The 25,042-nt window shown below is 66.6% G+C and carries 25 protein-coding genes; 20 read left to right on the forward strand and 5 right to left on the reverse strand.

What is annotated here, in order from left to right; genetic code table 11:
* The first annotated feature begins 56 nt into the window (after positions 1 to 56).
* A complete protein-coding gene (locus SIL87_RS13385; RefSeq protein WP_319614660.1) occupies positions 57 to 401 on the forward strand; it encodes a tRNA-binding protein in 345 nt (114 codons plus the stop codon).
* Positions 401 to 871 (forward strand): xanthine phosphoribosyltransferase, encoded by a 471-nt coding sequence (gpt, locus tag SIL87_RS13390; protein WP_319614661.1) that lies wholly within the window; start codon positions 401 to 403, stop codon positions 869 to 871. Before SIL87_RS13385 ends, gpt begins: the two co-directional genes overlap by 1 nt.
* 35 nt (positions 872 to 906) lie before the next feature.
* On the opposite strand, the gene speE is transcribed toward gpt, so the two are convergent.
* From speE to SIL87_RS13405, 3 genes are all read right to left on the reverse strand, one after another.
* A complete protein-coding gene (speE, locus tag SIL87_RS13395) occupies positions 907 to 1,770 on the reverse strand; it encodes a polyamine aminopropyltransferase (protein ID WP_319614662.1) in 864 nt (287 codons plus the stop codon).
* Positions 1,771 to 1,839: 69 nt separating this feature from the next.
* Positions 1,840 to 2,304: an adenosylmethionine decarboxylase gene (gene speD / locus SIL87_RS13400; RefSeq protein WP_319614663.1), complete on the reverse strand. Its 465-nt coding sequence runs from the start codon at positions 2,302 to 2,304 to the stop codon at positions 1,840 to 1,842.
* 238 nt (positions 2,305 to 2,542) lie between these two features.
* A complete protein-coding gene (locus SIL87_RS13405; RefSeq protein WP_319614664.1) occupies positions 2,543 to 4,450 on the reverse strand; it encodes a methyl-accepting chemotaxis protein in 1,908 nt (635 codons plus the stop codon).
* Positions 4,451 to 4,746: 296 nt separating this feature from the next.
* Here SIL87_RS13405 and SIL87_RS13410 point away from each other — a divergent pair, with 296 nt between their 5' ends.
* The 18 genes from SIL87_RS13410 to SIL87_RS13495 all read left to right on the forward strand — a co-directional run bounded on the left by SIL87_RS13410 (position 4,747) and on the right by SIL87_RS13495 (position 22,851).
* Entirely contained in the window at positions 4,747 to 6,264 is a 1,518-nt protein-coding gene (locus SIL87_RS13410) for a methyl-accepting chemotaxis protein (protein WP_319614665.1), read from the forward strand.
* Positions 6,265 to 6,269: 5 nt separating this feature from the next.
* Positions 6,270 to 6,599 carry an STAS domain-containing protein gene (locus SIL87_RS13415; protein ID WP_319614666.1) on the forward strand — a complete coding sequence of 110 codons (330 nt, stop codon included), beginning with the start codon at positions 6,270 to 6,272 and terminating at the stop codon, positions 6,597 to 6,599.
* The gene (locus SIL87_RS13420; protein ID WP_319614667.1) at positions 6,596 to 6,961 is read left to right on the forward strand and encodes a response regulator; all 366 of its coding nucleotides are present in this window, start codon (positions 6,596 to 6,598) and stop codon (positions 6,959 to 6,961) included. The genes SIL87_RS13415 and SIL87_RS13420 overlap by 4 nt, the downstream gene beginning before the upstream one ends.
* Before the next feature lie 11 nt (positions 6,962 to 6,972).
* Entirely contained in the window at positions 6,973 to 9,252 is a 2,280-nt protein-coding gene (locus SIL87_RS13425) for a chemotaxis protein CheA (RefSeq protein WP_319614668.1), read from the forward strand.
* A 3-nt stretch (positions 9,253 to 9,255) separates the two neighbouring features.
* Positions 9,256 to 9,720: a chemotaxis protein CheW gene (locus tag SIL87_RS13430; RefSeq protein WP_319614669.1), complete on the forward strand. Its 465-nt coding sequence runs from the start codon at positions 9,256 to 9,258 to the stop codon at positions 9,718 to 9,720.
* Positions 9,717 to 10,610 (forward strand): protein-glutamate O-methyltransferase, encoded by an 894-nt coding sequence (locus tag SIL87_RS13435; RefSeq protein ID WP_319614670.1) that lies wholly within the window; start codon positions 9,717 to 9,719, stop codon positions 10,608 to 10,610. Before SIL87_RS13430 ends, SIL87_RS13435 begins: the two co-directional genes overlap by 4 nt.
* Entirely contained in the window at positions 10,607 to 11,644 is a 1,038-nt protein-coding gene (locus SIL87_RS13440; RefSeq protein WP_319614671.1) for a protein-glutamate methylesterase/protein-glutamine glutaminase, read from the forward strand. Before SIL87_RS13435 ends, SIL87_RS13440 begins: the two co-directional genes overlap by 4 nt.
* A complete protein-coding gene (locus tag SIL87_RS13445; RefSeq protein WP_319614672.1) occupies positions 11,644 to 12,039 on the forward strand; it encodes a response regulator in 396 nt (131 codons plus the stop codon). The genes SIL87_RS13440 and SIL87_RS13445 overlap by 1 nt, the downstream gene beginning before the upstream one ends.
* The gene (locus tag SIL87_RS13450; protein WP_319614673.1) at positions 12,036 to 12,614 is read left to right on the forward strand and encodes a chemotaxis protein CheD; all 579 of its coding nucleotides are present in this window, start codon (positions 12,036 to 12,038) and stop codon (positions 12,612 to 12,614) included. The genes SIL87_RS13445 and SIL87_RS13450 overlap by 4 nt, the downstream gene beginning before the upstream one ends.
* Positions 12,615 to 12,646: 32 nt before the next feature.
* Entirely contained in the window at positions 12,647 to 12,961 is a 315-nt protein-coding gene (locus tag SIL87_RS13455; protein WP_319614674.1) for a hypothetical protein, read from the forward strand.
* Between the two features lie 35 nt (positions 12,962 to 12,996).
* On the forward strand, positions 12,997 to 13,137 hold the full coding sequence (locus SIL87_RS13460) for a hypothetical protein (RefSeq protein ID WP_319614675.1): 141 nt from the start codon (positions 12,997 to 12,999) through the stop codon (positions 13,135 to 13,137).
* 11 nt (positions 13,138 to 13,148) lie between these two features.
* Positions 13,149 to 14,657, forward strand: coding sequence for an LssY C-terminal domain-containing protein (locus SIL87_RS13465; protein ID WP_319614676.1), 1,509 nt, complete (start codon positions 13,149 to 13,151; stop codon positions 14,655 to 14,657).
* Complete coding sequence (locus SIL87_RS13470) at positions 14,654 to 15,334, forward strand: heavy metal response regulator transcription factor (RefSeq protein ID WP_319614677.1); 681 nt, start codon at positions 14,654 to 14,656, stop codon at positions 15,332 to 15,334. The genes SIL87_RS13465 and SIL87_RS13470 overlap by 4 nt, the downstream gene beginning before the upstream one ends.
* A complete protein-coding gene (locus SIL87_RS13475; RefSeq protein WP_319614678.1) occupies positions 15,327 to 16,784 on the forward strand; it encodes a heavy metal sensor histidine kinase in 1,458 nt (485 codons plus the stop codon). The genes SIL87_RS13470 and SIL87_RS13475 overlap by 8 nt, the downstream gene beginning before the upstream one ends.
* A gap of 78 nt (positions 16,785 to 16,862) precedes the next feature.
* On the forward strand, positions 16,863 to 18,260 hold the full coding sequence (locus SIL87_RS13480; protein ID WP_319614679.1) for a TolC family protein: 1,398 nt from the start codon (positions 16,863 to 16,865) through the stop codon (positions 18,258 to 18,260).
* Positions 18,257 to 19,201, forward strand: a complete 945-nt coding sequence (locus SIL87_RS13485) for a hypothetical protein (protein ID WP_319614680.1) — start codon at positions 18,257 to 18,259, stop codon at positions 19,199 to 19,201. Before SIL87_RS13480 ends, SIL87_RS13485 begins: the two co-directional genes overlap by 4 nt.
* Positions 19,198 to 22,305 carry an efflux RND transporter permease subunit gene (locus SIL87_RS13490; protein ID WP_319614681.1) on the forward strand — a complete coding sequence of 1,036 codons (3,108 nt, stop codon included), beginning with the start codon at positions 19,198 to 19,200 and terminating at the stop codon, positions 22,303 to 22,305. Before SIL87_RS13485 ends, SIL87_RS13490 begins: the two co-directional genes overlap by 4 nt.
* Before the next feature lie 24 nt (positions 22,306 to 22,329).
* Positions 22,330 to 22,851: a cupredoxin domain-containing protein gene (locus tag SIL87_RS13495; protein ID WP_319614682.1), complete on the forward strand. Its 522-nt coding sequence runs from the start codon at positions 22,330 to 22,332 to the stop codon at positions 22,849 to 22,851.
* A 95-nt stretch (positions 22,852 to 22,946) separates the two neighbouring features.
* Here SIL87_RS13495 and SIL87_RS13500 read toward each other — a convergent pair whose 3' ends face one another.
* Together SIL87_RS13500 and SIL87_RS13505 are read right to left on the reverse strand one after the other, a co-directional pair.
* A complete protein-coding gene (locus SIL87_RS13500) occupies positions 22,947 to 23,903 on the reverse strand; it encodes a peptidoglycan-binding protein (protein WP_319614683.1) in 957 nt (318 codons plus the stop codon).
* 3 nt (positions 23,904 to 23,906) lie between these two features.
* Complete coding sequence (locus tag SIL87_RS13505; RefSeq protein ID WP_319614684.1) at positions 23,907 to 25,037, reverse strand: flagellar motor protein MotA; 1,131 nt, start codon at positions 25,035 to 25,037, stop codon at positions 23,907 to 23,909.
* Between the last annotated feature and the right edge of the window lie 5 nt (positions 25,038 to 25,042).

The following is a 25,042-nucleotide window of genomic DNA, read 5'->3' on the forward strand; positions in this document are numbered from 1 at the left end:
TGGACGGCGGGGGATCGGAAAGTTGACAACCGCGCCGGGTTGGCCAATTCCGGCGCATGGACAGCGCAACGATAGATCATGCCGATTTCGAGCGGGTCGATATCCGGGTCGGGATCGTGGTCGACGCCAAACCGTTTCCCGAAGCGCGCAAGCCGGCGATCAAGCTGTGGATCGATTTCGGCGGCACGATCGGGGTCCGGCGATCCTCGGCGCAGCTCACGGCGCATTACACGCCGGACCGGCTGCTCGGGCGGCAGGTATGCGCGGTGGTGAATTTTCCGCCCCGGCAGATCGGGCCGTTCATTTCGGAAGTTCTCACCCTCGGTATGCCGGACGATAATGGCGCGGTCGTTCTGGTGCGCCCTGATTTCGACGTGCCGGTCGGCGGGAAATTATTCTGATGGCTCAACATTATTATACCGTGTCGTGGGACCAGCTGCATCGCGACTCCAAGGCGCTGGCATGGCGGCTCAGCACCATGACGCCGTTCGACGGGATCGTGGCGATTACCCGTGGCGGGCTGATCCCGGCGGCGATTATTGCGCGCGAGCTGGAATGCCGGTTGATCGAGACGGTTTCGATCGTCACCTACGATGATGAGCGGCGCGGCGAACCGCGCATTACCAAGCCGCCGGTCGCCGCGGGGGATGGCACCGGGTTTCTGATCATCGACGATCTGGTGGATACCGGGACCACGGCGCGGCAGGTGCGCGCCCTGTTGCCCCGGGCGCATTTCGCGACGGTTTATGCCAAGCCCGCCGGGAAAGAGCTGGTCGATACCTTCATCACCGAAGTGTCGCAGGATACCTGGATCCTGTTTCCGTGGGACACCGAGGCGCAGTTCGTCGCGCCGATCATGCGCAAGGCGTGATGCGCCGATCGGGCGCGACGGGTGGGCCGCCCGGCTCAGCCGGGGAGATGGCGGGCGATGTAGGGCGGTAGCCAGAAGGCGGCGACATGGACCTGGGGCGACCAGTATTCCGTGGTTCCGGCAATTCCCGCCGCCTGTGCCCGTTCCGCGATGGTCGCGACCGGCAGGGTTGTGAGGCTGGGGTCCTTGCCGGCCCAGCCCAGCGTCATGTAGCCGCCGACATAGGTGGGGACGGCGGCGACATAGGCGGTGACGTGGGGGAAGAATTTCCGCCGCCGGGCCGAGGTTTCGCGCAGTTCGTCGGCCTGCATGAAGGGCACGCCGCACTGGTTCACGATGAGGCCGCGCCCGGTGAGGATGCGGGCGCAATTGCTGTAGAAATCATCGGTGAACAGGACTTCGCCGACGCCGATCGGGTCGGTGCTGTCGACGATGATGACGTCGAACGACGCATCGGGCGCTTTTCTGACATAGTCGATCCCGTCGCCGACGATGACGTCCGCGCGCGGATCGGTCCAGGTATCGCCGCCGATGTTGGGCAGGAATTCCTTGGACAGCCGGATCACCTCGCCGTCGATTTCGACCATGACCGCTTTGGTGACGCCCGGGTGCATCAGCACCCGGCGGAGCACGCCGCCGTCTCCGGCGCCGATGATCAGGACCGATTTCGCATCGCCATGGGCGAGCAGCGGCACGTGAGCGAGCATTTCCTGATAGACGAATTCATCGCGTTCGGTGATCTGCACGATCCCGTCGAGCAGCATCACCCGGCCGTGGAATTCGCTTTCGAAGATGGCGATATCCTGAAAGGCGCTTTTCGCCCGGGCGAGTTCGCGCGTGACGCCGAAGCGCTGGCCCCAGAAAGGGTAGAGGGTTTCGTTCACCCACATATCGGTCATTGATCGGTCTCCATACCAAAACGCCGCCCTGCCGGAGCAGGACGGCGTGCCGGTTTCAGTCTGGTGGAATCAGGAGGTCAGCCCGCGGCGCTGTTCGCCGACCTGCACGTCGTTCGGTGAGAACGCCGCGCGCAGGAAGGGAATCGCCTTGTACGGGTCGCATTCGCCGCACATGAAAATATCGATCGCGGCAAAACCGCGTTCGGGCCATGTGTGGATCGAGATATGGCTTTCCGCCAGCACCACCACGCCGGACACGCCGCCATTGGGGGTGAAATGATGGAAATGACTGTGCAGGATCGTCGCCCCGGCGGCGAGCGCCCCGTCGCGCAGCGTCACGTCGATCAGGGCGGGGTCGTCGAGCCTGTCGGCCCCCCACAGATCGATGAGCAGATGCGTACCGGCGAACTTCACGCCGTCACGTTCCACGAAATAATCCTTCGGCACGGCGACATCATCGACCGTGTCATGAGCAAACGTCTGGTTTTCGCTCGGAATTTCCGAGACCATCCCCAGTCGGGCAAGTGCGTTCATCGCGAACCCCCTCAACCAGTGACAGCCTGTAGAACGCAGCACCGCGCCACGCCCCCCGGGGCCAAAGAGAGCGCGATATGCGCAGAAATGTCCTGAGGCGCAAGGGCTTGGCGCCGATAGTTATGTGAAATTTTGCCCCATGGCGCACAGGGCGGTCATGCGGGGGGCCGGTGGCGGTCGATCGCGGTACACCGGTCGGCATGATCGGGATGTCGCGGTCCACAAGCAGTGGACCGTTTCAGAACTCCTCCCACGACGAGTCGCTCGAACTGACTGCGACGAGGTTCGGTCTCGCTTGGGTCGGTACGGATGCGGGGTTCGTGCTTTGCCTGGCGGCTCCGGACGCGAAAGGGCGCGTGGCCAGATTGCGTCGCTCGACTTGACGCTGACGCGCCGGTGCCGGCTCGACATCGCCAATCACGAATCCCTCGACCAGTCTTGCGAGTTCGGCGGCTTCGCTGGAGAGGCCGTGGCTTGCGGCCGTCGCCTGTTCGACCATGGCGGCGTTCTGCTGCGTGACCTGATCCATCTGATTGACCGCCACGTTGACCTCGTGCAGGCCAGTGGACTGTTCGCTGGCCGAGGCGGCGATGTCGGTGATCAGCACGTTGAGCCGGGCGACCTGATCCGCGATCCGGCCCAGCGCCTGCCCGGTTTCGCCGACCAGGCGGACGCCCACCGCGACCTGTTGCCCGGAAGCGGAGATCAGCCCCTGGATCTCTTTCGCCGCAGAGGCGGAGCGTTGCGCCAAGGCGCGCACTTCCGTCGCGACCACGGCGAAGCCCCGCCCGGCATCGCCCGCGCGAGCGGCTTCGATCCCCGCATTCAGGGCGAGCAGATTGGTCTGGAAAGCGATTTCGTCGATCAGGTCGACGATTTTGTCGATCTGGCGGGATGATCCTTCGATCGCGCTCATCGCCTTCACGGTTTCGAGCACGACGTCGCCGGACTGTTTCGCGTCCTGCCCGGCAGCCGAGGCCAGATCCCGTACGTCGCTGCTGCGCAGGGCCGTGGTGCGGACCGTTGCGGTGATCTGATCCATGGCGGCTGCGGTTTCCTGGAGTGTCGCCGCCTGTTGCTCGGTGCGCCGCGCCAGGTCGTCGGACGCTTGCGTGATCTCGCTGGCGCCGGCACGCACGCCGGCGCTGCTCACGGCAATGGCGGTCATGGCGGTCTGCAATTTCGCGATCGCCCCGTTGAAATCGCGCCCGAGTTTTTCGTATCGGCCGGGCAGCGTGCCATCGATCCGATAGGTCAGGTTGCCCGTTTCGAGTTGCTCCAACCCTGCCGCCACCGCAGTGATCGCCAGCGTCTGGCTTCGGGTGATGGAGCGCTGTTCGGCGGCCAGGCGTCGACTTACGTCATCGGCCTCCTGACGCTTGGCGATCGCAAGCTCCATGGCGGCCAACTGCCCGGACCCGATGATCTCCAGATTGTCGATGTTGGCCGCAACCGACCCGACACACGGCCTGGTCGGGGGGATCCGGGTCGAGGACCCGACGATCGATGCGGATGGTACGCCCACGAACAGAATACCGATCACCCGATCATCCCGCAGGATCGGCTCGTACACCGTGATGTAGGACTCGCCGAGAATCTCGGTGACGCCACGGTAGCTGAGACCCTGTACGAGCACGCGCTCATACACCGGCCCGGGCGCGAGCGTGGTTCCGATCGCGCGGGTACCCGCTTGAGTCAGGACGTTGGTGGATACGCGTCGATCGCGCGCGAAAATCGTGGCGGCACCGCCAAATTTTGCCTTCACTTGATCGACGAGCTCGAAATCGCCGTTGATCCGGTGGTCGCCGAACCAGAGATCCTCGCGCTCCAGGCGCGCTTCACCATAGTCCTGGGTCAGACTACGCAACATGTCGATATTCTGGCTGAGGGCGTTTTGCGTCAGCATCATGCGCTCATGTTCCGCCGCACGGGCGACGACCGCCGCAATATGGTCGCAGACGGGCTTCAATTGTTGTCTGGCCCAGACCCGCTCGATCAAAACACCGAGGCCAACGACGACGACGGAGAGGGCAAGCGGAAGCCAGCTCATGGCCGGTTCCCCGCGGTCCGAGACCTCCACCCTGCGGAGCACCCGCTGATCGTGAGACTTCTGTTCAAGAAAAGCTTCTCCGTTCACGACCGACATGATCGATGTATCCGAACTGTGCCTCAAAGATATTAACGGATAGTTAACCGCCAGACCTTCCGTTTGCGCCCGGTGCAAGCGGTCTTGCGTGCTGAAGCCAATCAGGGGGGCGGATCAAACTCGGAGGGGGGACAGCGGCGCTGGACGTTGAGCGATCGGCCATAATCGGATCTCGCCGTTAACGATGGGGTAATCTTTGGTCGCTATCGTGATGAATGGGGGTTGGAGTCGCGCGGTGCCGACACGCGATGCGTTCGATCCCGACCGTTAACATCAAGACAAGTGGCGAGGCGCACATGCTGACCTGGTTCCGTGAGACCGCTCCGATCCGTTTGAAGCTTACCGTGGCATTTGCAATGGAAAGCGCGTTGGTGCTCGTTTGTCTCGGTGCGGCGGCGAGCGCCTCCGATCCGGCGCGGAGCAGCGTTCCGCTTGTGGTGGGTATCGCCGCGCTGCTGGTCTCGATCGGCCTCGGTTATGTCATGCGGCGGGCCATCGCCTATCCTTATGTCATCATGGTCGAACGCATGGAGGCGCTGGCGGCGGGGGATCTCGATTCGCCGATCCGGTTCACCCGGCATCGTGACTGCGTGGGACGGCTGACCAAGGCGATGGACGGATTTCGGACCATGATGATCGCGCGCAACAAGGCTGAGGAAGGGCTGACGTCGCGCATGGAACTCGAAGAGCAGCGGGCGCGCGCCGAAGCGGAGCGTGAGGCAGCGGCCAGGGCGCTGGAGCACGTGGTCCGCTCCCTGGCCGAAGGACTTGATCGGCTTTCCTCGGGCGTGCTCACCTATCGGATTAACGAGGCATTCGCCCCGGACTACGAACGGCTGCGCGGCGACTTCAACGGGGCGCTCGCCCGACTTCAGGAAACCATGAGAACCGTCGCGACCAATACGGCGGCGATCCGGTCCGGGACCGGTGAGATTTCGTCGGCTGCCGATGATCTGTCGCGGCGTACCGAGCAGCAGGCGGCCAGCCTTGAGCAGACTGCGGCGGCGCTGGATCAGATCACCGCGACGGTGGGCAAGACCGCTGAGGGTGCGACCCATGCGCGTGACGTGGTGGGGACGGCTCAGGCCGATGCGGAACGCAGCGGGGCGGTGGTGCGTGAGGCCGTGGCGGCGATGAGCGGGATCGAGGCCTCGTCGCTCCAGATCAGCAATATTATCGGTGTGATCGATGAAATTGCTTTCCAGACCAATTTGTTGGCCTTGAACGCGGGGGTCGAGGCCGCACGCGCCGGGGATGCCGGGCGTGGATTTGCGGTGGTCGCCTCGGAAGTCAGGGCGCTTGCCCAGCGCTCAGCGGATGCGGCCAAGGAAATCAAGGCGCTGATTTCAACGTCGTCGAAGCAGGTCGGCAGCGGGGTCGAACTGGTCGGGCAGACCGGCAAGGCGCTGCAGCATCTGGTCGTTCAGATCGGCGAGATCAACCAGATCGTCGTGCAGATCGCGGCCTCTGCCCAGGAGCAGGCGACCGGGCTGCATCAGGTGAATGCCGCAGTCAATCAGATGGATCAGGTCACGCAGCAGAACGCCGCGATGGTGGAGCAATCGACCGCGGCGAGCCATGCGCTGGCTCAGGAGACCGAGCAGCTCGCGACATTGATCGCGCAGTTCCAGATCGGCGATGTTGCCGCGCCACCGTCACGCCAGGTGATTCGCAAACCTGTCGCGCGACTGGCCCCGGCCGCGCGCCCTGCCAAGCTATCCCGGCCAGTGGCGACCCCGATGAAGGCAGCCGCAGCGGGCACATCGCGCAAGCTCGCGGTCGTTGCGGATGCCGATAACTGGGAGGAGTTCTGAGCGTCATGACCAGGCGGACGCGTATAGCCAAGAGCAATGGCAAGAGCATTGGCAAGATGAAAATAAGGCTCGATCCCGTGCTCGATATCAAGGCGGCAGCGCCACTTTATGCGCTGTTAAGCAGCAGGCGCGGGGGTGATCTCGCAATCGATGCCAGCGCGGTTGAGCGAATTGGCGGGCAGTGCCTGCAGGTGTTGCTTGCGGCGCGTGCGCGCTGGGAGGCCGATCAGCGTAGATTTCTGATCGAGGGATTTTCCCCCGATGTGATCGCCACGCTGAGATTGATGGGCATCGAGCCCGCCGCGTTCGATCATCGAAGGGAAACAGACGCTTGATCAAGACAGTTTTGACGGTCGATGATTCACGGACGATGCGCGACATGCTGCGCTTGTCCCTCGTGGAGGCCGGTTTCAGGGTGGTGCAGGCGGAGGACGGCGTCCACGGGCTCGAAGTGCTGCGGGACGAAACGCCGGATGTCATCGTCACCGACATCAACATGCCGCGGATGGACGGGTTCGGCTTCATCGAAGCGGTGCGGCGCGATGCCGCCTGGCGATCGACGCCGGTTCTGGTGCTGACCACCGAGGTGGATGCCGAAAAGAAGAGCCGCGCGAAGGCGGCGGGGGCGACGGGGTGGATCGTCAAGCCGTTCGATCCGGTCAAGCTGGTCGACGTGATCCGACGCGTGGCGGCGTAAGGAGGCACGTCATGGACCCGATGGCGGCAATCCGTGAGACATTCTTTCAGGAGTGCGAGGAGCAGCTATCCGAACTCGAAGGCGGCTTGATGCGGATGGAGACCGGCGAGACCGATCAGGAGACGGTCAATGCGGTGTTCCGGGCAGTTCATTCGATCAAGGGCGGTGCCGGTGCGTTCGGGCTGGAGGATCTGGTTCGCTTCGCTCATGTCTTCGAGACGACACTCGATCAGGTGCGGGCGGGCAGGCTCGATCCTTCGGCGAGCACGATGCGACTCATGCTTCGCGCCTCCGATGCGCTCGCCGATCTGGTCCGCTGCGCGCGCGAGGGGACCATGCCGGATGAGGCACAGACGACATCGCTCGCTGCGGCGTTGAAGGCCCTGACCAATGACGGCATGGCCGAAGGGATTGGTGCCGAGGACGACGATGACGGGCTTGGCGACCTGAATTTTCTGCCCCTGGCGGTCGCGGTCGAGCAGGAGACGATGCCGGATGCCGGATGGGTCATCACGTTTCGCCCTCTCGCTGCCTTGTATGCGAATGCGAATGAAGCGGCCCTGCTGCTGCGTGAAGTCGGCATGCTCGGGCCGGTGAGCGTGACGGTCGATACGTCTTCGCTTCCCGACTTTGGCGATCTCGATCCGGAAGGGGCGTATCTGACCTGGACGATCATGCTCCAGACGGATTGCGATGAGGCGGCAATTCGGGCTGCCTTCGAATTCGTCGAGGACGATTGCGATCTGGTCATCAGCCGTGCTGCGGATCGGCCTGCCGAGGCGGGGCTTGTTCAGGTACGGCCCGATGAAGATGCGGCGGGCGTGGTCGCGGATGTCCGTGTCCTCGATGGTGATGAGGCGGCTCCGGCGAGCTCCTTTGCCGATATACCTTCCGATGCCGATGTGCTGGCGATAATCCGCAAGGCGCAGGAGAGCGTATCCGCGCCTCATGATGACCGGCCGGTGGCGGTTGGAGGCGGCGCGGTCGCGCCGGTCGCGGCGCAATCGCGTCCGGAGGCGCGGGGGGGCACGGATGGACCGGCCTCCAGAAGCGATAGCGGCGCGGCGGTCGGGGCGACCATTCGGGTCGATCTCGACCGGGTGGATCGGCTGATCGACCTGGTGGGCGAACTCGTGATCAACGAGGCGATGCTGTCGCAGCGCGTCATGGAAGCCGGTCTGGCGCGAGCCTCGGGGGTGGCGGCGGCGCTCGACGAGCTTGAGCATCTGACCCGCGAGATTCAGGACAGCGTGATGGCGATCAGGGCGCAGCCGGTGCGGTCGGTTTTCCAGCGCATGCCCCGGCTGGTGCGCGAGGTGGCGGCGATGACCGGCAAGCAGGTCCGGTTGCTGACCGACGGCGAGGGGACCGAGGTCGACAAGACCGTCATCGAGCGGATTGCCGATCCGTTGACCCATATGATCCGCAACGCGATCGATCATGGGCTGGAGCCGACCGAGGCGCGAGTTGCGGCCGGCAAACCGGAGGAGGGGGTGGTCAAGCTGACCGCCCTGCACCGGTCCGGGCGGATCGTGATCGAGGTGGCGGATGATGGCGCGGGGATCGATCGCGAGCGGGTCAAGGCGAAGGCGATCGAGAAGGGGCTGATCGCGCCGGACGCCCAGTTGAACGACGAGGAAACCGATAATCTCATCTTTCTGCCGGGTTTTTCCACCGCGAGCACCGTTTCGGACATCTCGGGCCGTGGGGTCGGCATGGATGTGGTGCGGCGCTCGGTCCAGTCGCTCGGCGGGCGGATTTCGATCGCGTCGCGGCCCGGCGCGGGTTCGACCTTCACGCTGAGCCTGCCGCTGACGCTGGCGGTGCTCGATGGCATGGTGGTCAGCGTGGCCGGTCATACGCTGATCGTTCCGCTCAGTGCGATTATCGAGACGTTGCAGCCGCAGGCGGCGACTGTTCATACGCTCGGGATGGATGCGCGGGTCGTCGCGATGCGCGGGCGTTACATTCCGCTGGTCGATGTCAGTGTCGCACTGGGCTATCGCGACGCGCCGCTCGATGCGGACAAGAGCGTGGCTCTGCTGGTCGAGGGCGAGGGCGGCGTCCGCGCGGTGCTGATCGTCGATGCGATTCAGGGCCAGCGGCAGGTCGTGATCAAAAGCCTCGAGGCGAATTACCGGGCGGTGCCCGGTATCGCCGCGGCGACCGTGATGGGCGATGGGCGCGTCGCGCTGATTCTCGATGTCGATGCGATCGTCTCCGTGACGAGAACCGAACGTCTCCGTGGTGACGGGCTGCGGGCCGAACCAACTCTTTCACAGGCAGGGTAAGTCATGAATGAACCGCTCACAAACGGGGCCGAGGGACGCGAGCTGATTGCGTTTCGCGTGGGTCAGCAGGAGTTCTGCGTCAACATCATGGCGGTGCGGGAAATTCGCGGATGGACGGCGGCGACCGCCCTGCCCCAGGCGCCGCGCTATATCTGCGGCGTCATCAATCTGCGCGGTGCGGTGCTGCCGATCGTGGATTTCGCGGTGCGGCTCGGCCTGCCGGGATCGGCACCGACCGCGCGGCATGTGATCATCGTGACCCAGATCCACAACCAGCAGGTCGGGCTGCTGGTCGATGCGGTTTCGGACATTCTGACGTTGAACGAGAGCGCGATCCAGCCGACGCCGGATGTCGCTTCCGATCTGGTCAAGGCGTTCGTGCGCGGGCTGCTGCCGGTGGACGGGCGCATGATCAGCGTGATATCGCTCGATCATATCCTGCCGACCGAGGAGCGTCAGGCCGCATGAGCCCGACCCTCAGCCAGGCCCGGGCCCGCAGCCTGATCGACGGGGGCGAGTATTGTCTGACCGCCGAGGATTTTCGGCGGATTTCGGCCATGATCCATGCCGATGCCGGTATTTCGATGCCCGCTCACAAGGCGACGCTGGTGTATTCGCGGCTCGCCAAGCGATTGCGGATTCTGGGGCTGAAGGATTTCTCGGAATATTGCGCGCTCGTCGCGAGTGCCGAGGGGAGTGGCGAGCGGCAGGAAATGCTGGCGGCGCTGACCACGAATGTGACGCGGTTCTATCGCGAACCGCATCATTTCGAGCATTTGCGGACGCAGATCCTGCCGCCGTTGATCGCGAGCGCCCGCAAGGGCGGTCGGGTCCGGTTATGGTCGGCGGCGTGTTCGAGCGGGCAGGAACCCTACTCGATCGCGCTGACCGTGCTTTCGCTGCTGCCGGATGCGGCGCAGCGCGACATTCGCATTCTGGCCACCGACATCGACCCCAACATGATCGCGATCGGCAAGAGCGGTCTGTACGATCGGAGCGCGATCGAACCGGTTCCGTCCGATCTGCGCCAGCGCTGGTTCGCTCCGGTCGAGGGCGATCGCGGCATGGTGCGGATTGCGGATCAGGCGCGGGCGCTCGTGGAGTTTCGCCGGCTCAACCTGATTGGCGAGTGGCCGATGCGGGGGACGTTCCAGGCGATTTTCTGCCGCAATGTCGCGATCTATTTCGACGATCCGACGCAGGGGAAGATCTGGTCGCGCATGGTGACGCTGCTGGACCCGGCGGGCGCGCTGTATATCGGCCATTCAGAGCGCGTGAGCGGTCCTGCCGAGCGGAAGCTGCGGAGCGACGGCATCACGACCTACCGGCTACGGGGCGAGACGGAGGCGGGCCGATGAGCGTGCGCGTGCTGGTGGTCGATGATTCCGCGACCATGCGGGAGCTGATTTCCGCAGTTCTGCGCCGTGATCCCGAGATCGAGGTGGTCGGCCACGCCGCCGATCCGCTGGAGGCGCGAACCGCGATCAAGCAACTCAATCCCGATGTGATCACCCTCGACGTCGAGATGCCGAACATGAACGGTCTCGATTTTCTCGAAAAGATCATGCGGTTGCGTCCAACGCCGGTCATCATGGTCTCGACCCTGACCCAGGCCGGAGCGGCCGCGACGTTGCGGGCGCTCGAATGCGGGGCGATCGATTGCGTCGCGAAACCATCCAATGGCGATTACCACGATTTCGACCAGCTGCCGGAGAAGGTCAGGGCCGCCGCGAAATCACGTCTGCAGCCGCGCAGCCTGGCACCCAGCGAACCGGTGAAACGCGGGTGCACCGAACGGTTCGCATCCGATGGGCGGATCGTCGCGATCGGGTCGTCCACCGGCGGGGTGGAGGCGTTGATCGCGGTGCTGTCGCGGTTTCCGGCGAATTGTCCGCCGGTTTTGATCGCGCAGCATATGCCGGCGACCTTCACCAGAAGTTTTGCCGAGCGGCTCAACCGGCTGTGCGCGCCCGAGGTGACGGAGGCGGAAGACGGGATGCCGGTATTGCCGGGGCATGTCTATCTGGCACCGGGCAGTGCGCATCTGGAGATCGCGCATCCGGGCAAGCCACGCTGCCGGTTGCATGAGGGCGAGCGGGTCAGCGGGCATCGGCCTTCGGTCGATGTGTTGTTCGGCTCGGTGGCGCGGGCGGCGGGCGCGCGATCGCTCGGGGTGATCCTAACCGGGATGGGGCGGGACGGGGCGCAGGGATTGCTGGACATGCGCCGCGCGGGTGCGGAGACGATCGGGCAGGATGAGGCCAGTTGTATCGTCTATGGCATGCCGAAAGTGGCGTTCGAGATTGGTGCGGTCGCCCGGCAACTGCCGCTCGGAAAATTGGCCGATCACATTCTTCGCCGCACCAACCTTCATAACAGGGAGAGAGTGTGATGCCGCAGGCGAGCACCCTGACGATTCTGGTCGTCGATGATCAGCAGACCATTCGCAGCCTTGCCAGGATGGCGCTGGAGCAGTTGAAGATCGGCGAAATACTCGAAGCCTCCGATGGCGAGGAGGCGCTCAAGGTGATTTTGACCCGCAAGACACCGATCCATCTGATCATTTCCGATTACAACATGCCCAATCTGAACGGGTTGAGCCTGTTGCGGGCCGTGCGCGCCCATCCGCCGATCAGCAAGACCGCGTTCATCATGCTGACCGGCCGGGCCGACAAGCAGATGGTGCTGACCGCGGTGGAGCATGGCGTCAACAACTATCTGGTCAAGCCGTTCACGCCGGAGTCGATGCGCGAGAAGATCGAGGCGGTGATCGGTGCGTTGAAATGAGGCCAGCGACGGCGCCGGAGGTCATTTTCGAACGCAGGATCAACATCGTGCAGGGCGAGCAGCAGGTGTCGAGCGACCCGGCTGTGGTGCTGACGACCATTCTCGGCTCGTGCATCGCGGCCTGCCTGTGGGATCGGGAGGCGGGGATCGGCGGGATGAACCATTTTCTGCTGCCGGGCGATCGGGCCGATCCGGGTCGGGGGGCGGTGCATGGCGATGCCATGCGCTACGGGGCCTATTCGATGGAGCTGCTGGTCAACGGGCTGCTCAGGCAGGGGGCGCAACGCCGCCGCCTGCAGGCGAAATTGTTCGGCGGATCGTGCATGATGGCCGGATTGACCGATGTCGGCAGGTTGAACGCGACATTCGCGGAGCGGTTTCTGCAGGCGGAGGGAATCGTGATCGTGGGGGGCAGCCTGCGCGGCAATCAGGGGCGGCGGGTGCAGTTCTGGCCGGTGTCCGGGCGGGCGCGACAGACCTTGCTGAGCCGTGGCGATGATACGGTGTCGCGGGCCGAGGCCAATCGCGCTCCGCCGCCATCGTTCGCCACGGTCGGGACGGTGGAGCTGTTTTGAGCCAGTCACAGGTATCAATCGGCGAGCTGTTGATGAATGTCGAAGCCGAGCTGGTCGAACTCGGGCGTCTCGCGGAGCAGTTCCAGACGGTTCTGGGGCCGGCGATGCTGCGGGCGGCGGATGATTTCGCGTGTCATCATGAGGCGCAGATGATCGATCTGATCACGCAGCGGCTCTATGGGCTGAGCGATTTCATGCGGGCGTTGCGCCCCTCGGTGCCGGAGGCATGGGCGATCGACCCCGATGCGGCGGCGCGGGTGGTCACGCTCGGGGATATGGCGTGCCGGTTGCGCGGTGTGCCGCAACAAATATCCAGCCATCCGGCTGGTGAATTCGAGGCGTTTTGACGCAGGGCTCGCGCGGGCCTCACCGGAGGGGTTGATTGTGCCGCGCCCTCGCGCGGCGCCAAGGCGGCGCCAAGGCGGCGATCGGGCGGCGATCCGGCGGCCAGACTGCTCCGGAGGGAGCCGGTCCCCGGTTGCGGATGTTCGGTGAGGTGGGCAGCCTGCCGTTGCCGGACTAAAAGGGATCGGCATGACGAGGGATACCATCATGATCGGGCTGGGGTTCGCCGGTCTCGCTGTGCTGGCGGCCGCCGCCGCGCTGGCGTGGGCCGCGCAGGCGGTGGTGCGCGCGCTGGTGCCGATTCTGGTGCCGATTCTGGCCGGGTTTCGCGCGCCGGTCCGCCTGGTGCCGCGCCGCCTGCACCCGCTGCTCGACCCTGCACGCGCCGAACTGCCCGGTATCGCCACGCTCGGCGTGCTGCTGATCGCGAGCCTGTGGCTGCTGTTCGGCGTGATGCAGGATCTGATCGCGGGCGATCCGCTGGTCCACGCCGATCATGCGGTGCTGCACCTGTTGCTCTCGCTCCGGGTCGGCTGGGCGGTGCGGCTGGCGGTGGGGTGGAGCGCTCTCGGAAGTGGTGCCGTGGTGGTGGCGCTCGAAATTGGCATCGTGCTCTGGCTCGATCGCCAGCGCGCCTGGCGCGCCATGGCCTATGCGATCACCGCGGCGATCGGGGCGATCCTGTTCACCGCCGGGCTCGATGTCGCGCTGGACCGGCCCGCGCCGTTCCTGCGCCCGACCGGGCTGAGCCTGCTGCCGTTTCCCGGCACCCATCTTGCGGTGCTCACCGCCCTGCTCGGCTTCATGGGCGTGGTGATCTGCCGCACGATCGGCGCGGTGGGGCGGATCGCGGTGGTAGCCGCCATGCTGGTGTTTCTCACGGGACTGCTCGCGGCGCGGCTTTATCTCGGCGCCGATTATCTCTCGACCGCTCTGGAGACCGTCGCCTTCGGGGCCGCCTGGGCGGCGCTGCTCGGGTTTGCCTATCTGGTCCACCCCGCCGAGGCGGTTCGCCCGGCGGGGCTGGGTGTCGCGATCCTGCTCCTGATCCTCGGGGTCGGCGGCGTGTCGGGTGCCTTGGATCAGCGGGCCGCGCTGCGCGATGCGACGCTGGCGCACGGCAGCCTGATCATGTCGCGCAGCATTTGGCTGCACGGCGGCTGGGCGCGCCTGCCGCGCCGGTCGCTCTCGCTGCTCGGTGATTACAGCCGCCCCTTCCCGGTGCAGTTTCTCGGTGCGCCGCGCGTGCTGCGGCGTGATCTGACGGACCATGGCTGGCATCCGCCGCCGCCATGGAATGCCGCGACGCTGCTGCGCTTTTTCGGCATCGGCACGCCACCCGGCGCGCTGCCGGTGATGCCCCGCTTCGATGACGGGCGGCTGCCCGCGCTGGTCCTGATCCGTACCGGCGGCACCCTGCCGGCCAACCGGCGGCTGGTGTTCCGCCTGTGGCGCTCGCCCGTTCTGGTGCCGTCGCGCACGGGCGGATTTGCCCGTATCTGGCTCGGCGCGGTTTCGCTCGAACGCATCGGCCATCCCGGATCGATCATGGCGCTGCCGCAGGAGGTCCGAAGCCATGGCGAGGCCCGGCATTGCCTGATCCGCGCGCTCGGCGCGCCGATCACGGTCGCTCGCGCCGATGGCCACACCCCGCTCCGCCTCGCTTTCGTGACACCGTCCCGGACAGATGCGCCATGAAGCTCCTGATCGTCGAGGACGAACCCAAGACCGCCGGGTTCCTGAAAAAAGGGCTGGAGGAAAACGGCTTCAGCGCCGATATCGCGACCGATGGGGCGATTGCGGGCTCGCTGATCCGCCACGGCGGCTATGATCTGGTCATTCTCGATGCGATGCTGCCCGGCATCGATGGCTGGACCCTTCTGAAAGAGATGCGCCAGCGCCGCGACCAGACGCCCGTGCTGTTCCTCACCGCGCGCGATGCGGTGGCCGACCGGGTGCAGGGGCTCGAACTCGGCGCGGATGATTATCTGGTCAAGCCGTTCGCATTTTCTGAACTGCTCGCGCGCATCCGCACCATTTTGCGCCGGGGGCCGCAGCGTCAGTCCGCGACGTTGCAAGTCGCCGATCTGGTGATCGATGTGCAGCGCCACCGCGCGCTGCGGGCGGGGCGCCTGCTCGATCTGACGCCGAAGGAGTTTCTGCTGCTCGCCCTGCTCGCCCGCCGCGCCGGGGATGTGATCACCCGCACCCTGATCGCCGAACAGGTCTGGGACATCAATTTCGACAGCGGGGCCAATGTGGTCGATGTCCACATGCACCGCCTGCGCGCCAAGGTGGACGACCCGTTCGCCGCCCGGCTGATCCACACCGTGCGCGGCATCGGCTATGTGCTTGAGGATCGCTCCGGTGCCTGATCAGGGCGGATCAGCCGCAGCGCGCGCGGTGCGGCCGATCCCGCCGCCCACGACCGGCTCGATCGTGATCCGCATGACCGCGTGGTATGCCGGGACCAGTTTCCTGCTCATCCTGATCGCGGCCAGCGTGCTGTACGGCACCGTCGCTGGCAATCTGCGCGCGGAGGATCGCCGCATCCTGATCGATACCGCTTCCAATCTGCGGCTGCTGGCGACCGCCGTGCCGGTGCCCGATCAGTCGGCCCGTCCGCCGGTCTCGCCCGGTGCGGGGTTCATCGGGTTCCGGCTGATTGCACCCGATGGCCGGATCGAGCGCGCAACCCCCGGCATGGACCGCGACGTGCCACTGACCGATTTCGCCGCACTGCTCGCGCTCCGCCCCGGCGCGCGCGCGTTCACCACCGTGCAGGACCGGCACGGCGCGCCGTTCGACCTGCTGAGCGAGCGTTTCAAAGTGGATGGCACCGATACCATCGTACAGGTCGCGATCGACCGCGCGCGCGATCAGCGGGTGCTGATCAAGGACCGGGAGCGGTTGCTGTTCATGCTGATCCTGTCGCTCGGCCTGTGCGCGGCGATCGGCTATGCGATTGCGCGCGGCGGTATCCGCCCGGTCGAGCGCATCGCGGCGGCGGCGGGCAGCATCCGCGCCACCACCCTGCACGAGCGGCTCGATACTGCTGGCCTGCCCGGCGAACTGCAATCGCTGGCCGCGACGTTCAACGACATGCTGGACCGGCTGGAAGCCTCCTTCGCGCAGGTCACGCAGTTTTCGGCGGATGTCGCGCATGAGTTGCGCACCCCGGTCAATAATCTGCGGGGCGAGCTGGAAGTCGCGCTCGGGCGGGTTCGCTCCGCGCCGGATTATCGCGACGTGCTGGGCTCGGCCCTTGAGGAATGCGGGCGGATCAACCGGGTGATCGACAGCCTGCTGTTTCTCGCGCGCGCCGAGGCCGCCGGGGCCGCGCCGCGGCGCGAGGCGCTCGATATCGCCGCCGAACTCGCCGCGATCCTGGAGTTCTACGAACCGGCGGCGCTCGAAGCCGGCCTCGATCTCGGGCTCAGCGCCACTGCGAGGCCGGTCGTGCCGTGCGATCGCACCCTGTTCCAGCAGGCGGTCGGCAATCTGGTCGCCAATGCGATCGCCCATACCGGCCGGGGCGGGAGTGTGACGGTCGGCCTCGTCGCGGATGCGGCGACCGCTTCCGTGCCGATGGTCCGGATCGACGTGGCCGACACCGGCAGCGGCATCGCCCCCGCGCACCTGCCGCACGTGTTCGACCGGTTCTATCGCGCCGATCCGGCACGTTCGAGCCTCGGCGGCAATTTCGGCCTCGGACTTGCGGTGGTCCGCAGCATCGCGACGCTCCATGGCGGGACGGTCGCGATCGACAGCACACCCGGCATCGGCACCGTGGTCAGTCTGCGCCTGCCGCTGCAGCCTGCCTGAACACATTTTCGTTTCTGACGATTCCGTCAGGTTCAGGTTCACGAAACGTCAGATAGCGCTGGTATCGGCTCATCCGAGATGAACCCGATATCCGATCCGACCAGCCGGCGAGGCCATCGGCGCGCGATGATGCTGTCGGCGATGGTGCTGCCGGCGATGGTGCTGGCGGCGACTCTTGCCGGGTGCGCGCGCTATGTGCCGCGCCCGATCGACCCGGCCACCGCCGCCACCCGGCTCGCAGCGCGCCGCCTCGACGATCCGGCGCTGCTGCGGTTTCTCGCGGCGATGGGCGATGCCGCGCCGCGCTGGGGCATCGGCACGCTCACGCTGGTTGCGGTGTTCGAGCGGCCCGAGCTGAGGATCGCGGTGGCGAACCGCGAGATCGCCCAGGGCGGGCTGATCGCCGCCACCGCCCTGCCCAACCCGACGCTGGGCCTCAGCCCGACCTACAATACCGGCACGTCGCTGCCTTCGCCGATCAAGATCGGTCCGATCGTGGATTTCGTGATCGGCAGTTTCGGGGCACGGGCGGCGGATGCTGCGGCGGCGCGCGCGAGGATCGCGGGGGCGCGCGCGGCGATCCGCACCGCTGCCTGGCACGAGCGCGCCCGCGTCCGCGATGCGTTGCTCGCGGTCTGGCAGGCGCGGGCGGGGGCGGCCATTGCGGATCAGGCCGCGCGCACCGCCGCTGCCAGCCAGAGCGTGCTCGCCCAGCGGTTCGCGGCGGGCATGATCGCGGCACCGCTGCTCACCGCCGGGCAGATCGCGGCGGAACAGGCGCGTTTCGCCGCCACCGAGGCGTCGCGGCGAACCAGCCTGGCCATGACGCGCCTTGCCGCCGCCATCGGCATGCCGGTGGCGGCGCTGGATGGAGTTCGGCTCGATCTTGCCGCTTTCGATACTGCACCGCCGACCGGGGATGTTGCGGCGCTGGCGCGCGCCGCCTTGATCGACCGGCCCTCGGTGCGCGCGGCGCTCGAACAGTACCGGGCCGCGCAGGATCGGCTGCGCGCCGCGATCGACCGGCAATATCCCGGCTTCACGATCGGACCGGGCTATCACTACGATCAGGGGGACAATAAATTCCTGCTCGCCCTCTCGGTGCCGCTGCCGGTGTTCAACCAGAATCAGGGCCCGATCGCGATCGCCCGTGCCGAACGCCGCCGCGCCGCCGCGCGGTTCGACGCGGCGCAGCAGCGCGTGCTTGCCATGATCGATCGGGCGCGTGCGGATTTGCGCACCAGTGACGCCGCGCTGCGCAGCGCCGATCGCAGCGCCGCCGGGGCGGATCGTTCAGCCGAGGCCGCCGCGCAGGCGTTTCGTGCCGGTGCGAGCGGCAGGCTCGGGCTGCTCGGCGCGCAGCAAGCCTCGATCGTCGCCCGGCAGGAGGCGCTGGTCGCCCGGGGGCAGGACCTCGCGGCGATCGGCCGGCTGGAAGACGCGCTGCATCACCGTTTTTTCAGGAGCACGACATGATCCGCCCGACGCTCGCTTCGCTGGTCGTTCGGGCGCTGCTTTGGGCCGGCGGTCTGGGCACGCTGGGCCTGCCGGGGCAAACGGCATGGGCGGGCCAGACCGCGCCGGTTGCGGTGATCGGCAGCGGCCCGGCGCGGGAGGGGGGCGTGCGGACCGCGACGCTGCCGCTGATCCGCTGTCAGCCGCACCGGAGTGCAGACGGCGTCGTGACCGATCCGGCTGGCCTGCTGACGCTGCGGGCCGACCTGATCGCCGCCGGAATCCGCGCGCATCTCGCTGCCGCCACCCTCGCCCGGACCCGGCAGCTCTATGGCGCTGGCCGGAATGTGTCCGCCGCCAGCCTGCAACAGGCCGAAGCCGCCGAGGCCCTCGCCGCCGCGCGATCCCGGGCGCTGACCGCCCAGGCGATCGCCGAGTTCGGCCCGGCGCTGGCCGCACTGATTGCGCGCCCCACCGGTCCGGTCGCCGACATCGCCAGCGGCAGCGCTGCGCTGGTCGCGGTTGCGCTGGCCGGTTCGCCCGCGCCGCGCGCAACCGCGCGGGATGCCGCCGGGGCCTCGGTCACGCTCGCATTGATCGGCGCGATGGCCCATGCGCCCGCCGGGCGGATCGGTGCGGGGTTCTATTACCGCGCGCCGCTGCTGCCCGCCGGGGAGCCGCTCGCCCTCGATCTCGATCGGGGTGGATCGCACCGGGGCTATGTGATCCCGGCCTCGGCGGTGATCTATCGGCAGGGCCATCGCGCGATCTTCATTGAAACCGCGCCGCATCACTTCACCCTGATCACGCTGGGCGATGCGGGGGCCGCTTCCGGCTTGTCGGGCGGCGAATTCGTCCGCCGCGCTGCCCTGCCGCCACACCCGGTCGTGGCGATCGCCGGGGCCGGATTGCTGCTTTCGATCGTCGCGGGCCATCACGGTGCTGCCGGTGGCGGGTCATGATCGAGGCGATCATCCGCCTGTCGCTGCGGTATCGCCTGCTCGTCGTGCTCGGTGTCGGCGCGGTCGCCCTGATCGCCGGGGCGGCGCTGCCCGCGGCGCATTACGGCGTGTTTCCCGAATTCGCGCCGCCCACCGTCCAGATCCAGACCAATGCCTCCGGCCTCGATCCCCGCGAGATCGAGCACGCCGTGACCGACCGGCTGGAACAGGGGCTGAGCGGGCTGCGCGGTATCGCCGCGATCCGTTCGCAATCGAGCACCGGCCTGTCGGTGATCGATCTGGTGTTTCACGGCGGCACCGATATCGTCGCGGATCGTGCGAGCGTCGCCGGGCGGTTGGCCAGCCTGACCGCCTCCCTGCCGCCGCACACCGTGCCGGTGATCGTGCCGCGCCAGTCCGCCACCGGCACGGCGGTTGAAATCGGGCTCGATGCGCCGGGCATGTCGCTGATGCGCCTCAGCGCGATCACCGAGACCACCGTGCGGCCAGCCCTGCTGGCGGTGCCGGGGGTCGCCAATGTCGTCGTATTCGGCCTCGCGCTGCCGCGGCTCGACATCCGGTTGAACCGCCGCGCCCTGCTCGCCAGCGGGTTCGGGCTCAATCAGGTCGCCACCGCCGCGCATGACGCCAGCGCCCTGCTGGGCGGTGGCTTCATCGATACCGGGAATCAGCAACTCCTGCTCGATGCCCATGGCCAGGCCCGCACCGCCGCCGCTCTGGCGCACAGCCTGCTGGGGGAACACGACGGATTGCCGGTCACGCTGGGTGATATCGCGGACATCACGACTGCGCCGCCGCCCCGGTTCGGGGCCGCGCTGATCCACGGGCAGCCCGGCCTGCTGCTGATCGTGTCCTCGCTGGCGGGGGCCGATACGCTGCGCGTCGCGCATGGCGCGGAGCGCGCCCTTGCCACCATCGCCCCCGCACTCCGCCGTCAGGGCATTCACATCGACGGCCACGCCCTCGCCCCCTCGGGTTTCGTGCGCGAGGCTTTGGGCGATCTCGCGCGCGTGCTGCTGATCGGCGCCGTGCTCATTCTGATCGTGTTGCTGCTCGCGCTGCGCGACTGGCGGATCGCGCTGATCTCGTTCGTTTCGATCCCGGTTGCGCTGCTCATCGCAACTTTGGTGCTCCGCGCCCTCGGCGTGACGATGAACACCATGACACTGGCGGGCCTCGCGATCGCATTGGGTGAAATCGTCGACGATGCGGTGGTCGATATCGAAAACATCAATCGCCGCCTGATCGAGAACCGGGCCCGTGCGACGCCGCTGCCGGTGCTGCGGGTGATCCGCGATGCCTCGGTCGAAGTGCGTGGGGCGATCATTTTCGCCACGCTGAGCGTCGCGGCGATGTTCACCCCGGTGCTGCTGCTCGGTGGCGTCGCCGGGCGGCTGTTCGCGCCGCTCGGCATTGCCTATATCGCTGCCATCATCGCCTCGCTGTTCGTTGCCCTCACGCTGACCCCGGCACTGGCGGGCCTGTTGCTGGCGCGGCGCACCGGCGGGGCCGCCCATGTGCCGATGCCGACCGCCCGCAGCGCCTATGGAAGCGTGCTCGATATCTCCGCCCGTCGCGGGGGCCTGCTCGCGCTGATCGCCCTCGTGTTCGTGATCGGCATGGGGGCCTCGCTGCCGCTGGTGCGCACCCGGTTCCTGCCGCAATTCCGCGAGCAGGACATGATCGCCCATTATCTTGCCGCCCCCGGCACCTCGATCGAAACCATGCTCGCGATCGGCCGGCACGTCGCCGCGATTCTGGGCCGGATGCCCGAAGTGGCCGATGTGGTCGAGCATGTCGGCCGCGCGACGCTCGGCAACGGCCATCCCGACGTCAACAAGGCCGAAGTCGACATCACGCTGAGCCGCAGCGGCAATGCGCATAATGCCGTCGCGGAACGCAAGATCCTGGCTGCGATCGATACCGTGCCGGGCGTGCGCTGGTGGGCCAACAGCTTCCTGACCGAGCGCATCCATGAAACCCTGTCCGGCTTCACCGCCCCGCTGGTGATTTCGGTCTATGGCGACACGCTTGCGGCCATTTCGGTCGATACCGGGCGCATCCTGCACGCGATCCGCCCGATCCACGGCATTATCGTCGCCGCCGTCGCTGCTCCGCCCAATATGCCGGAACTCGCCATCACGCCGAACCGCGCCGCCATGCTGCGCTACGGGGTCACCGCGCGTGCTGTGCTCACCGCCATCCGCACCGGCTATGAGGGGGATCGCGTCGGCGAGGTCTATCAGGGCAGCCTGATCGAGCCGATCGTGATCACGCTTGCGCCCGCGCGCCGGGCCGACCCGGGGGCGCTGCCGGACCTGCCGATCGAAGCGGTCGATCATCGTATCGTCCCGCTCGGCCGCATCGCCCGCATCCGCCAGACCGGCACCCCTGCCCTCATCCTGCACGATGCCGGACGCACCGAACAGGTCATCACCGTCAACACGCGCGCGGGCGATGGCGACGCCGTGCTCGCCGCGATCCGGCGCCGGATCGATGGGCTCCATCTGACCGGCAATGCCTATGTCACCTATGGCGGCAGCGCCGTGGCCGGGGGGGCCGCGCGGCGCTCTCTGCTGATCCATGCCGTGATGGCGCTGGTGATCATTGCCGGGTTGCTGGCGCTCGCCCTGAAATCGGCCCGTGGCGTCGCTCTCATGGCGCTCGGCCTGCCCTTCGCCCTGTCCGGCGGTATTGCCGCGACCTGGCTGTTCCTCGGCGGCACGATCAGCCTTGGCGCGATGGTCGGGCTGGTCACGGTGTTCGGCCTGTCGTTGCGCAACGGATTGCTGCTGCTGATCCACTATCGGCGGCTGGTCCAGAGCGACGGTCTTGTCTGGTCCGCCGCCACCGCCCGGCGGGGGGCGATGGACCGGCTGCCGGCCATTCTGATCACCGCGACCGTCACCGCGATCGGCCTGCTGCCGCTCGCCATCGCCAATGGCGCGCCGGGGGATGAAATCGAGGGGCCGATGGCTATTGTAATCCTCGGTGGCCTGCTGACCGCGACCTCGCTGACCCTGCTTCTGCTGCCCCGCCTCGCCGCCCGCTACCTGCGGATCGGCCCGGCGGTCGATGACGGACTCGACCCGCCAACCACCTGATTACACCAACGAAAGGATACCATCATGTCTCGTCTCGCCAAAGCCGCTCTGTTTGCCGCCCCGATCCTGGCCGCGAGCCTCGGTTTGCCGCTCGCGGCCCGCGCCGCGACACCGAAACCGGTCTATGTTCACATGAACGGGGCCAACATGTTCCTCGAAAATCCGGTCGCGGTGCGCCCCGGCCAGCCGGTCGTTTTCGTCAACGAAGACACCGGCTCGCATACCATCATCGGCTACAGCGCCACGACCGGCAAGACCAGCACCCGCTTCGATGGAGCCGTGGCGGGCACGAAGGGGCCGGGCCACAAGGTTCACACCTACACGATCACCTTCGCGCATCAGGGCATCGTGCATTATTATTGCTCGGTCCACGCCATTCTGGCCAAGGAGCCCGGCGGCCGCACCGTCGCCAAGGTTCGCCCCGGGGTTCATGGCTTCGGCGACCCGATGGCCGGCACGATCATTGTCACCACCGATCCGAAACTCCTTGCCGACAATCCGAAAACCGCCGCCGAGAAGATCCTGCCGGGCTATTTCGGCGGATGAGAATTGGGGCGACCTGACCGGCGCAGGCGATGCGCGGGTGTCAGTTCATGCGGACCCCGGGGGCTGTTTTTGCCCCGGGGCTTCGGGGGGGGGGTTCAGTCTGCCGAGGTCAGGCGGAATTCGATGCGGCGGTTTTTTGCGAGGTCCGCCGGTGTGTCCCCCGTCGCGATGGGATGCTCGGCGCCGTATCCTGTCGCGATCACCCGGTTCTTCGGCACGCCGTCCTTGACCAGAAGATGCAGGACCGACAAGGCCCGCGCCGCCGAGAGGTCGAAATTGTCCTTGTATTTGCCGCCGTTGATCGCGACCTTGTCGGCATAGCCGCCCACGCTCAGCACCCAGTTCAGATGGGGCGGTATTTTCGGCGCGATCTTTTCGATGGCGGTCGCGACATCGGCGATCTCGGCGCGTCCCGCACTTGAAAGCTGTGCCGAATCGGAGGGGAACAGCACGTCGCTCTCGAAGACGAACCGGTCGCCGACGATCTTGATGTTCTTTTCCCCGGCCAGCGCCTTGCGCAATTCGCCGAAAAACGCGCTGCGATATTGCTGGAGATGCTGCACCTTGCGCGCCAGGGCCTCGTTCAACTGCTTGCCGAGATCGGCAATCTGGACGTGATCGGCCTTGTCCTTGGCCGAGGCCGCGTCGAGCGCTGCAGCGAGGCTTGCGAGTTGCAGGCGCAACGCCGCTATCTGCTGATCGAGCAGCGCAACTGTCGCGACTTCCCGCGAGTTCAGCTTGACCTGCCCGGAAAGCGCCGCCGCACTGGCCGCCTGCTTTGCCTTCATCAAGGACGCCATGCTCGCAAGTTCGTCCTGTAACGAAGCGGTCTTGGATTTTTCCAGTGCCAGGACGTTGGATAACTGGGCGATCTCGCCGCGCAGGGACGCGATGGTCTTGTTGCTGCCGCTCAGCGCCACCGACAGGAATGCCTCCGCCAGCACGAAGACCAGAAGGACGAAAATCGTTACCATCAGCAGGGTTGAAAGCGCATCGACGTAGCCCGGCCAGATATCCAGCCCGTTTCCGCGGCTTCGGTGCAGGCGTGCCATCGTTCAGGTCCTCACATCGTCGAGCCGGGCCGCGATGGTGCGGGTCAGGATTTTCAGGTCATGCCGCAGGTCGGCCATGCCCTGCATCCGGCCCTGCTCGGATTCGGCAATCAGGCGCGCGAGCAGCAATTCGATGTTCCGCAGATGGGCGCGCGAGATTTCATCGCTGCCCTGATCGCCCTGCTCGGCCAGTCGCGCCAGCGCGGCCTGACCTTCGCCGATTTTCAGCATGATGCGGTGCGAATTATGGATCGCCTCGGTCAGCGTGTTCATCCGCTCGCTCAGCGCCTGTGTCACCTGCGCGGTCTGGGTGCGGCTTTCCTCGTTGCGCAGCAGGACCTGCTGCAAGGCCTCGATATTCTCCGAACTCTGTTCCAGCAGGGCTTGAACATAGGCGGGCATCGAGGCTTCGCTTTCCAGCGAGAGGGCACCGCTCGAAACCCGCGTCAGCCCGGCGAGCCATTCCTCCAGCTCGTTGAAGAAGCGGTTCATCGCCTGACCGGCGGTGAGGTCGAGGAAGCCCAGGATCAGTGCGCCCGACAGGCCGAACATCGAGGATGAAAACGCCGTGCCCATCCCGGCCAGCGGTCCGGCGAGGCCGGCCTTGAGCTGGTCGAACATCGCATTGACGTCGCCGCCGCCGACATTCATGCCGCCGATCACGCCGGCCACGGCATGGACTGTCTTGAGCAATCCCCAGAACGTGCCGAGCAGGCCGAGAAAGATCATCACCCCGGTGACGTAGCGGGAGGTTTCGCGGCTTTCGTCGAGCCGGCTCGCGATACCGTCGAGCATGGTGCGCATGCTCGCGATCGACAGGCTCATCCGCTTGCCGTCGTCACCACGGCCGCCGAACATCCGGGCCATCGGGAGCAGGAGCTGTGGTTTCGGACCCTGTTCGATCGAGGAGCGCGAGCGCTGGAAGCGTTCGACCCAGTCCACTTCCGGGCTCAGGCGCAGGACCTGGCGCAAATTCCAGCCGATGCCGAAAATCTCGACCAGGACGATCACCGAATTGACCACCGGGTTCGCCATGTAGAATTTCGCGAGCGTGGGCGCGATGATCGCGGCCAGCCCGTATACCAGAACCAGAAACACCAGCATGCGAAGGAGGTAGCGGTTCGGTCGCGTCATGATGG

It is taken from the genome of Acidiphilium acidophilum, from assembly GCF_033842475.1.
GTDB classification, from domain to species: domain Bacteria; phylum Pseudomonadota; class Alphaproteobacteria; order Acetobacterales; family Acetobacteraceae; genus Acidiphilium; species Acidiphilium acidophilum.

Coding starts and splice junctions, on each gene's coding strand:
- SIL87_RS13405 (WP_319614664.1), bottom strand. CDS start 4,450: ATGTCGGTCGTGAACGGAGAAGCTTTTCTTGAACAGAAGTCTCACGAT.
- SIL87_RS13500 (WP_319614683.1), bottom strand. CDS start 23,903: ATGGCACGCCTGCACCGAAGCCGCGGAAACGGGCTGGATATCTGGCCG.
- speD (WP_319614663.1), bottom strand. CDS start 2,304: ATGAACGCACTTGCCCGACTGGGGATGGTCTCGGAAATTCCGAGCGAA.
- SIL87_RS13385 (WP_319614660.1), top strand. CDS start 57: ATGGACAGCGCAACGATAGATCATGCCGATTTCGAGCGGGTCGATATC.
- SIL87_RS13450 (WP_319614673.1), top strand. CDS start 12,036: ATGAGGCCAGCGACGGCGCCGGAGGTCATTTTCGAACGCAGGATCAAC.
- gpt (WP_319614661.1), top strand. CDS start 401: ATGGCTCAACATTATTATACCGTGTCGTGGGACCAGCTGCATCGCGAC.
- SIL87_RS13505 (WP_319614684.1), bottom strand. CDS start 25,037: ATGACGCGACCGAACCGCTACCTCCTTCGCATGCTGGTGTTTCTGGTT.
- SIL87_RS13415 (WP_319614666.1), top strand. CDS start 6,270: ATGACCAGGCGGACGCGTATAGCCAAGAGCAATGGCAAGAGCATTGGC.
- SIL87_RS13435 (WP_319614670.1), top strand. CDS start 9,717: ATGAGCCCGACCCTCAGCCAGGCCCGGGCCCGCAGCCTGATCGACGGG.
- SIL87_RS13495 (WP_319614682.1), top strand. CDS start 22,330: ATGTCTCGTCTCGCCAAAGCCGCTCTGTTTGCCGCCCCGATCCTGGCC.
- SIL87_RS13425 (WP_319614668.1), top strand. CDS start 6,973: ATGGACCCGATGGCGGCAATCCGTGAGACATTCTTTCAGGAGTGCGAG.
- SIL87_RS13440 (WP_319614671.1), top strand. CDS start 10,607: ATGAGCGTGCGCGTGCTGGTGGTCGATGATTCCGCGACCATGCGGGAG.
- SIL87_RS13470 (WP_319614677.1), top strand. CDS start 14,654: ATGAAGCTCCTGATCGTCGAGGACGAACCCAAGACCGCCGGGTTCCTG.
- SIL87_RS13410 (WP_319614665.1), top strand. CDS start 4,747: ATGCTGACCTGGTTCCGTGAGACCGCTCCGATCCGTTTGAAGCTTACC.
- speE (WP_319614662.1), bottom strand. CDS start 1,770: ATGACCGATATGTGGGTGAACGAAACCCTCTACCCTTTCTGGGGCCAG.
- SIL87_RS13480 (WP_319614679.1), top strand. CDS start 16,863: ATGAACCCGATATCCGATCCGACCAGCCGGCGAGGCCATCGGCGCGCG.
- SIL87_RS13430 (WP_319614669.1), top strand. CDS start 9,256: ATGAATGAACCGCTCACAAACGGGGCCGAGGGACGCGAGCTGATTGCG.
- SIL87_RS13490 (WP_319614681.1), top strand. CDS start 19,198: ATGATCGAGGCGATCATCCGCCTGTCGCTGCGGTATCGCCTGCTCGTC.
- SIL87_RS13465 (WP_319614676.1), top strand. CDS start 13,149: ATGACGAGGGATACCATCATGATCGGGCTGGGGTTCGCCGGTCTCGCT.
- SIL87_RS13445 (WP_319614672.1), top strand. CDS start 11,644: ATGCCGCAGGCGAGCACCCTGACGATTCTGGTCGTCGATGATCAGCAG.
- SIL87_RS13485 (WP_319614680.1), top strand. CDS start 18,257: ATGATCCGCCCGACGCTCGCTTCGCTGGTCGTTCGGGCGCTGCTTTGG.
- SIL87_RS13455 (WP_319614674.1), top strand. CDS start 12,647: ATGAATGTCGAAGCCGAGCTGGTCGAACTCGGGCGTCTCGCGGAGCAG.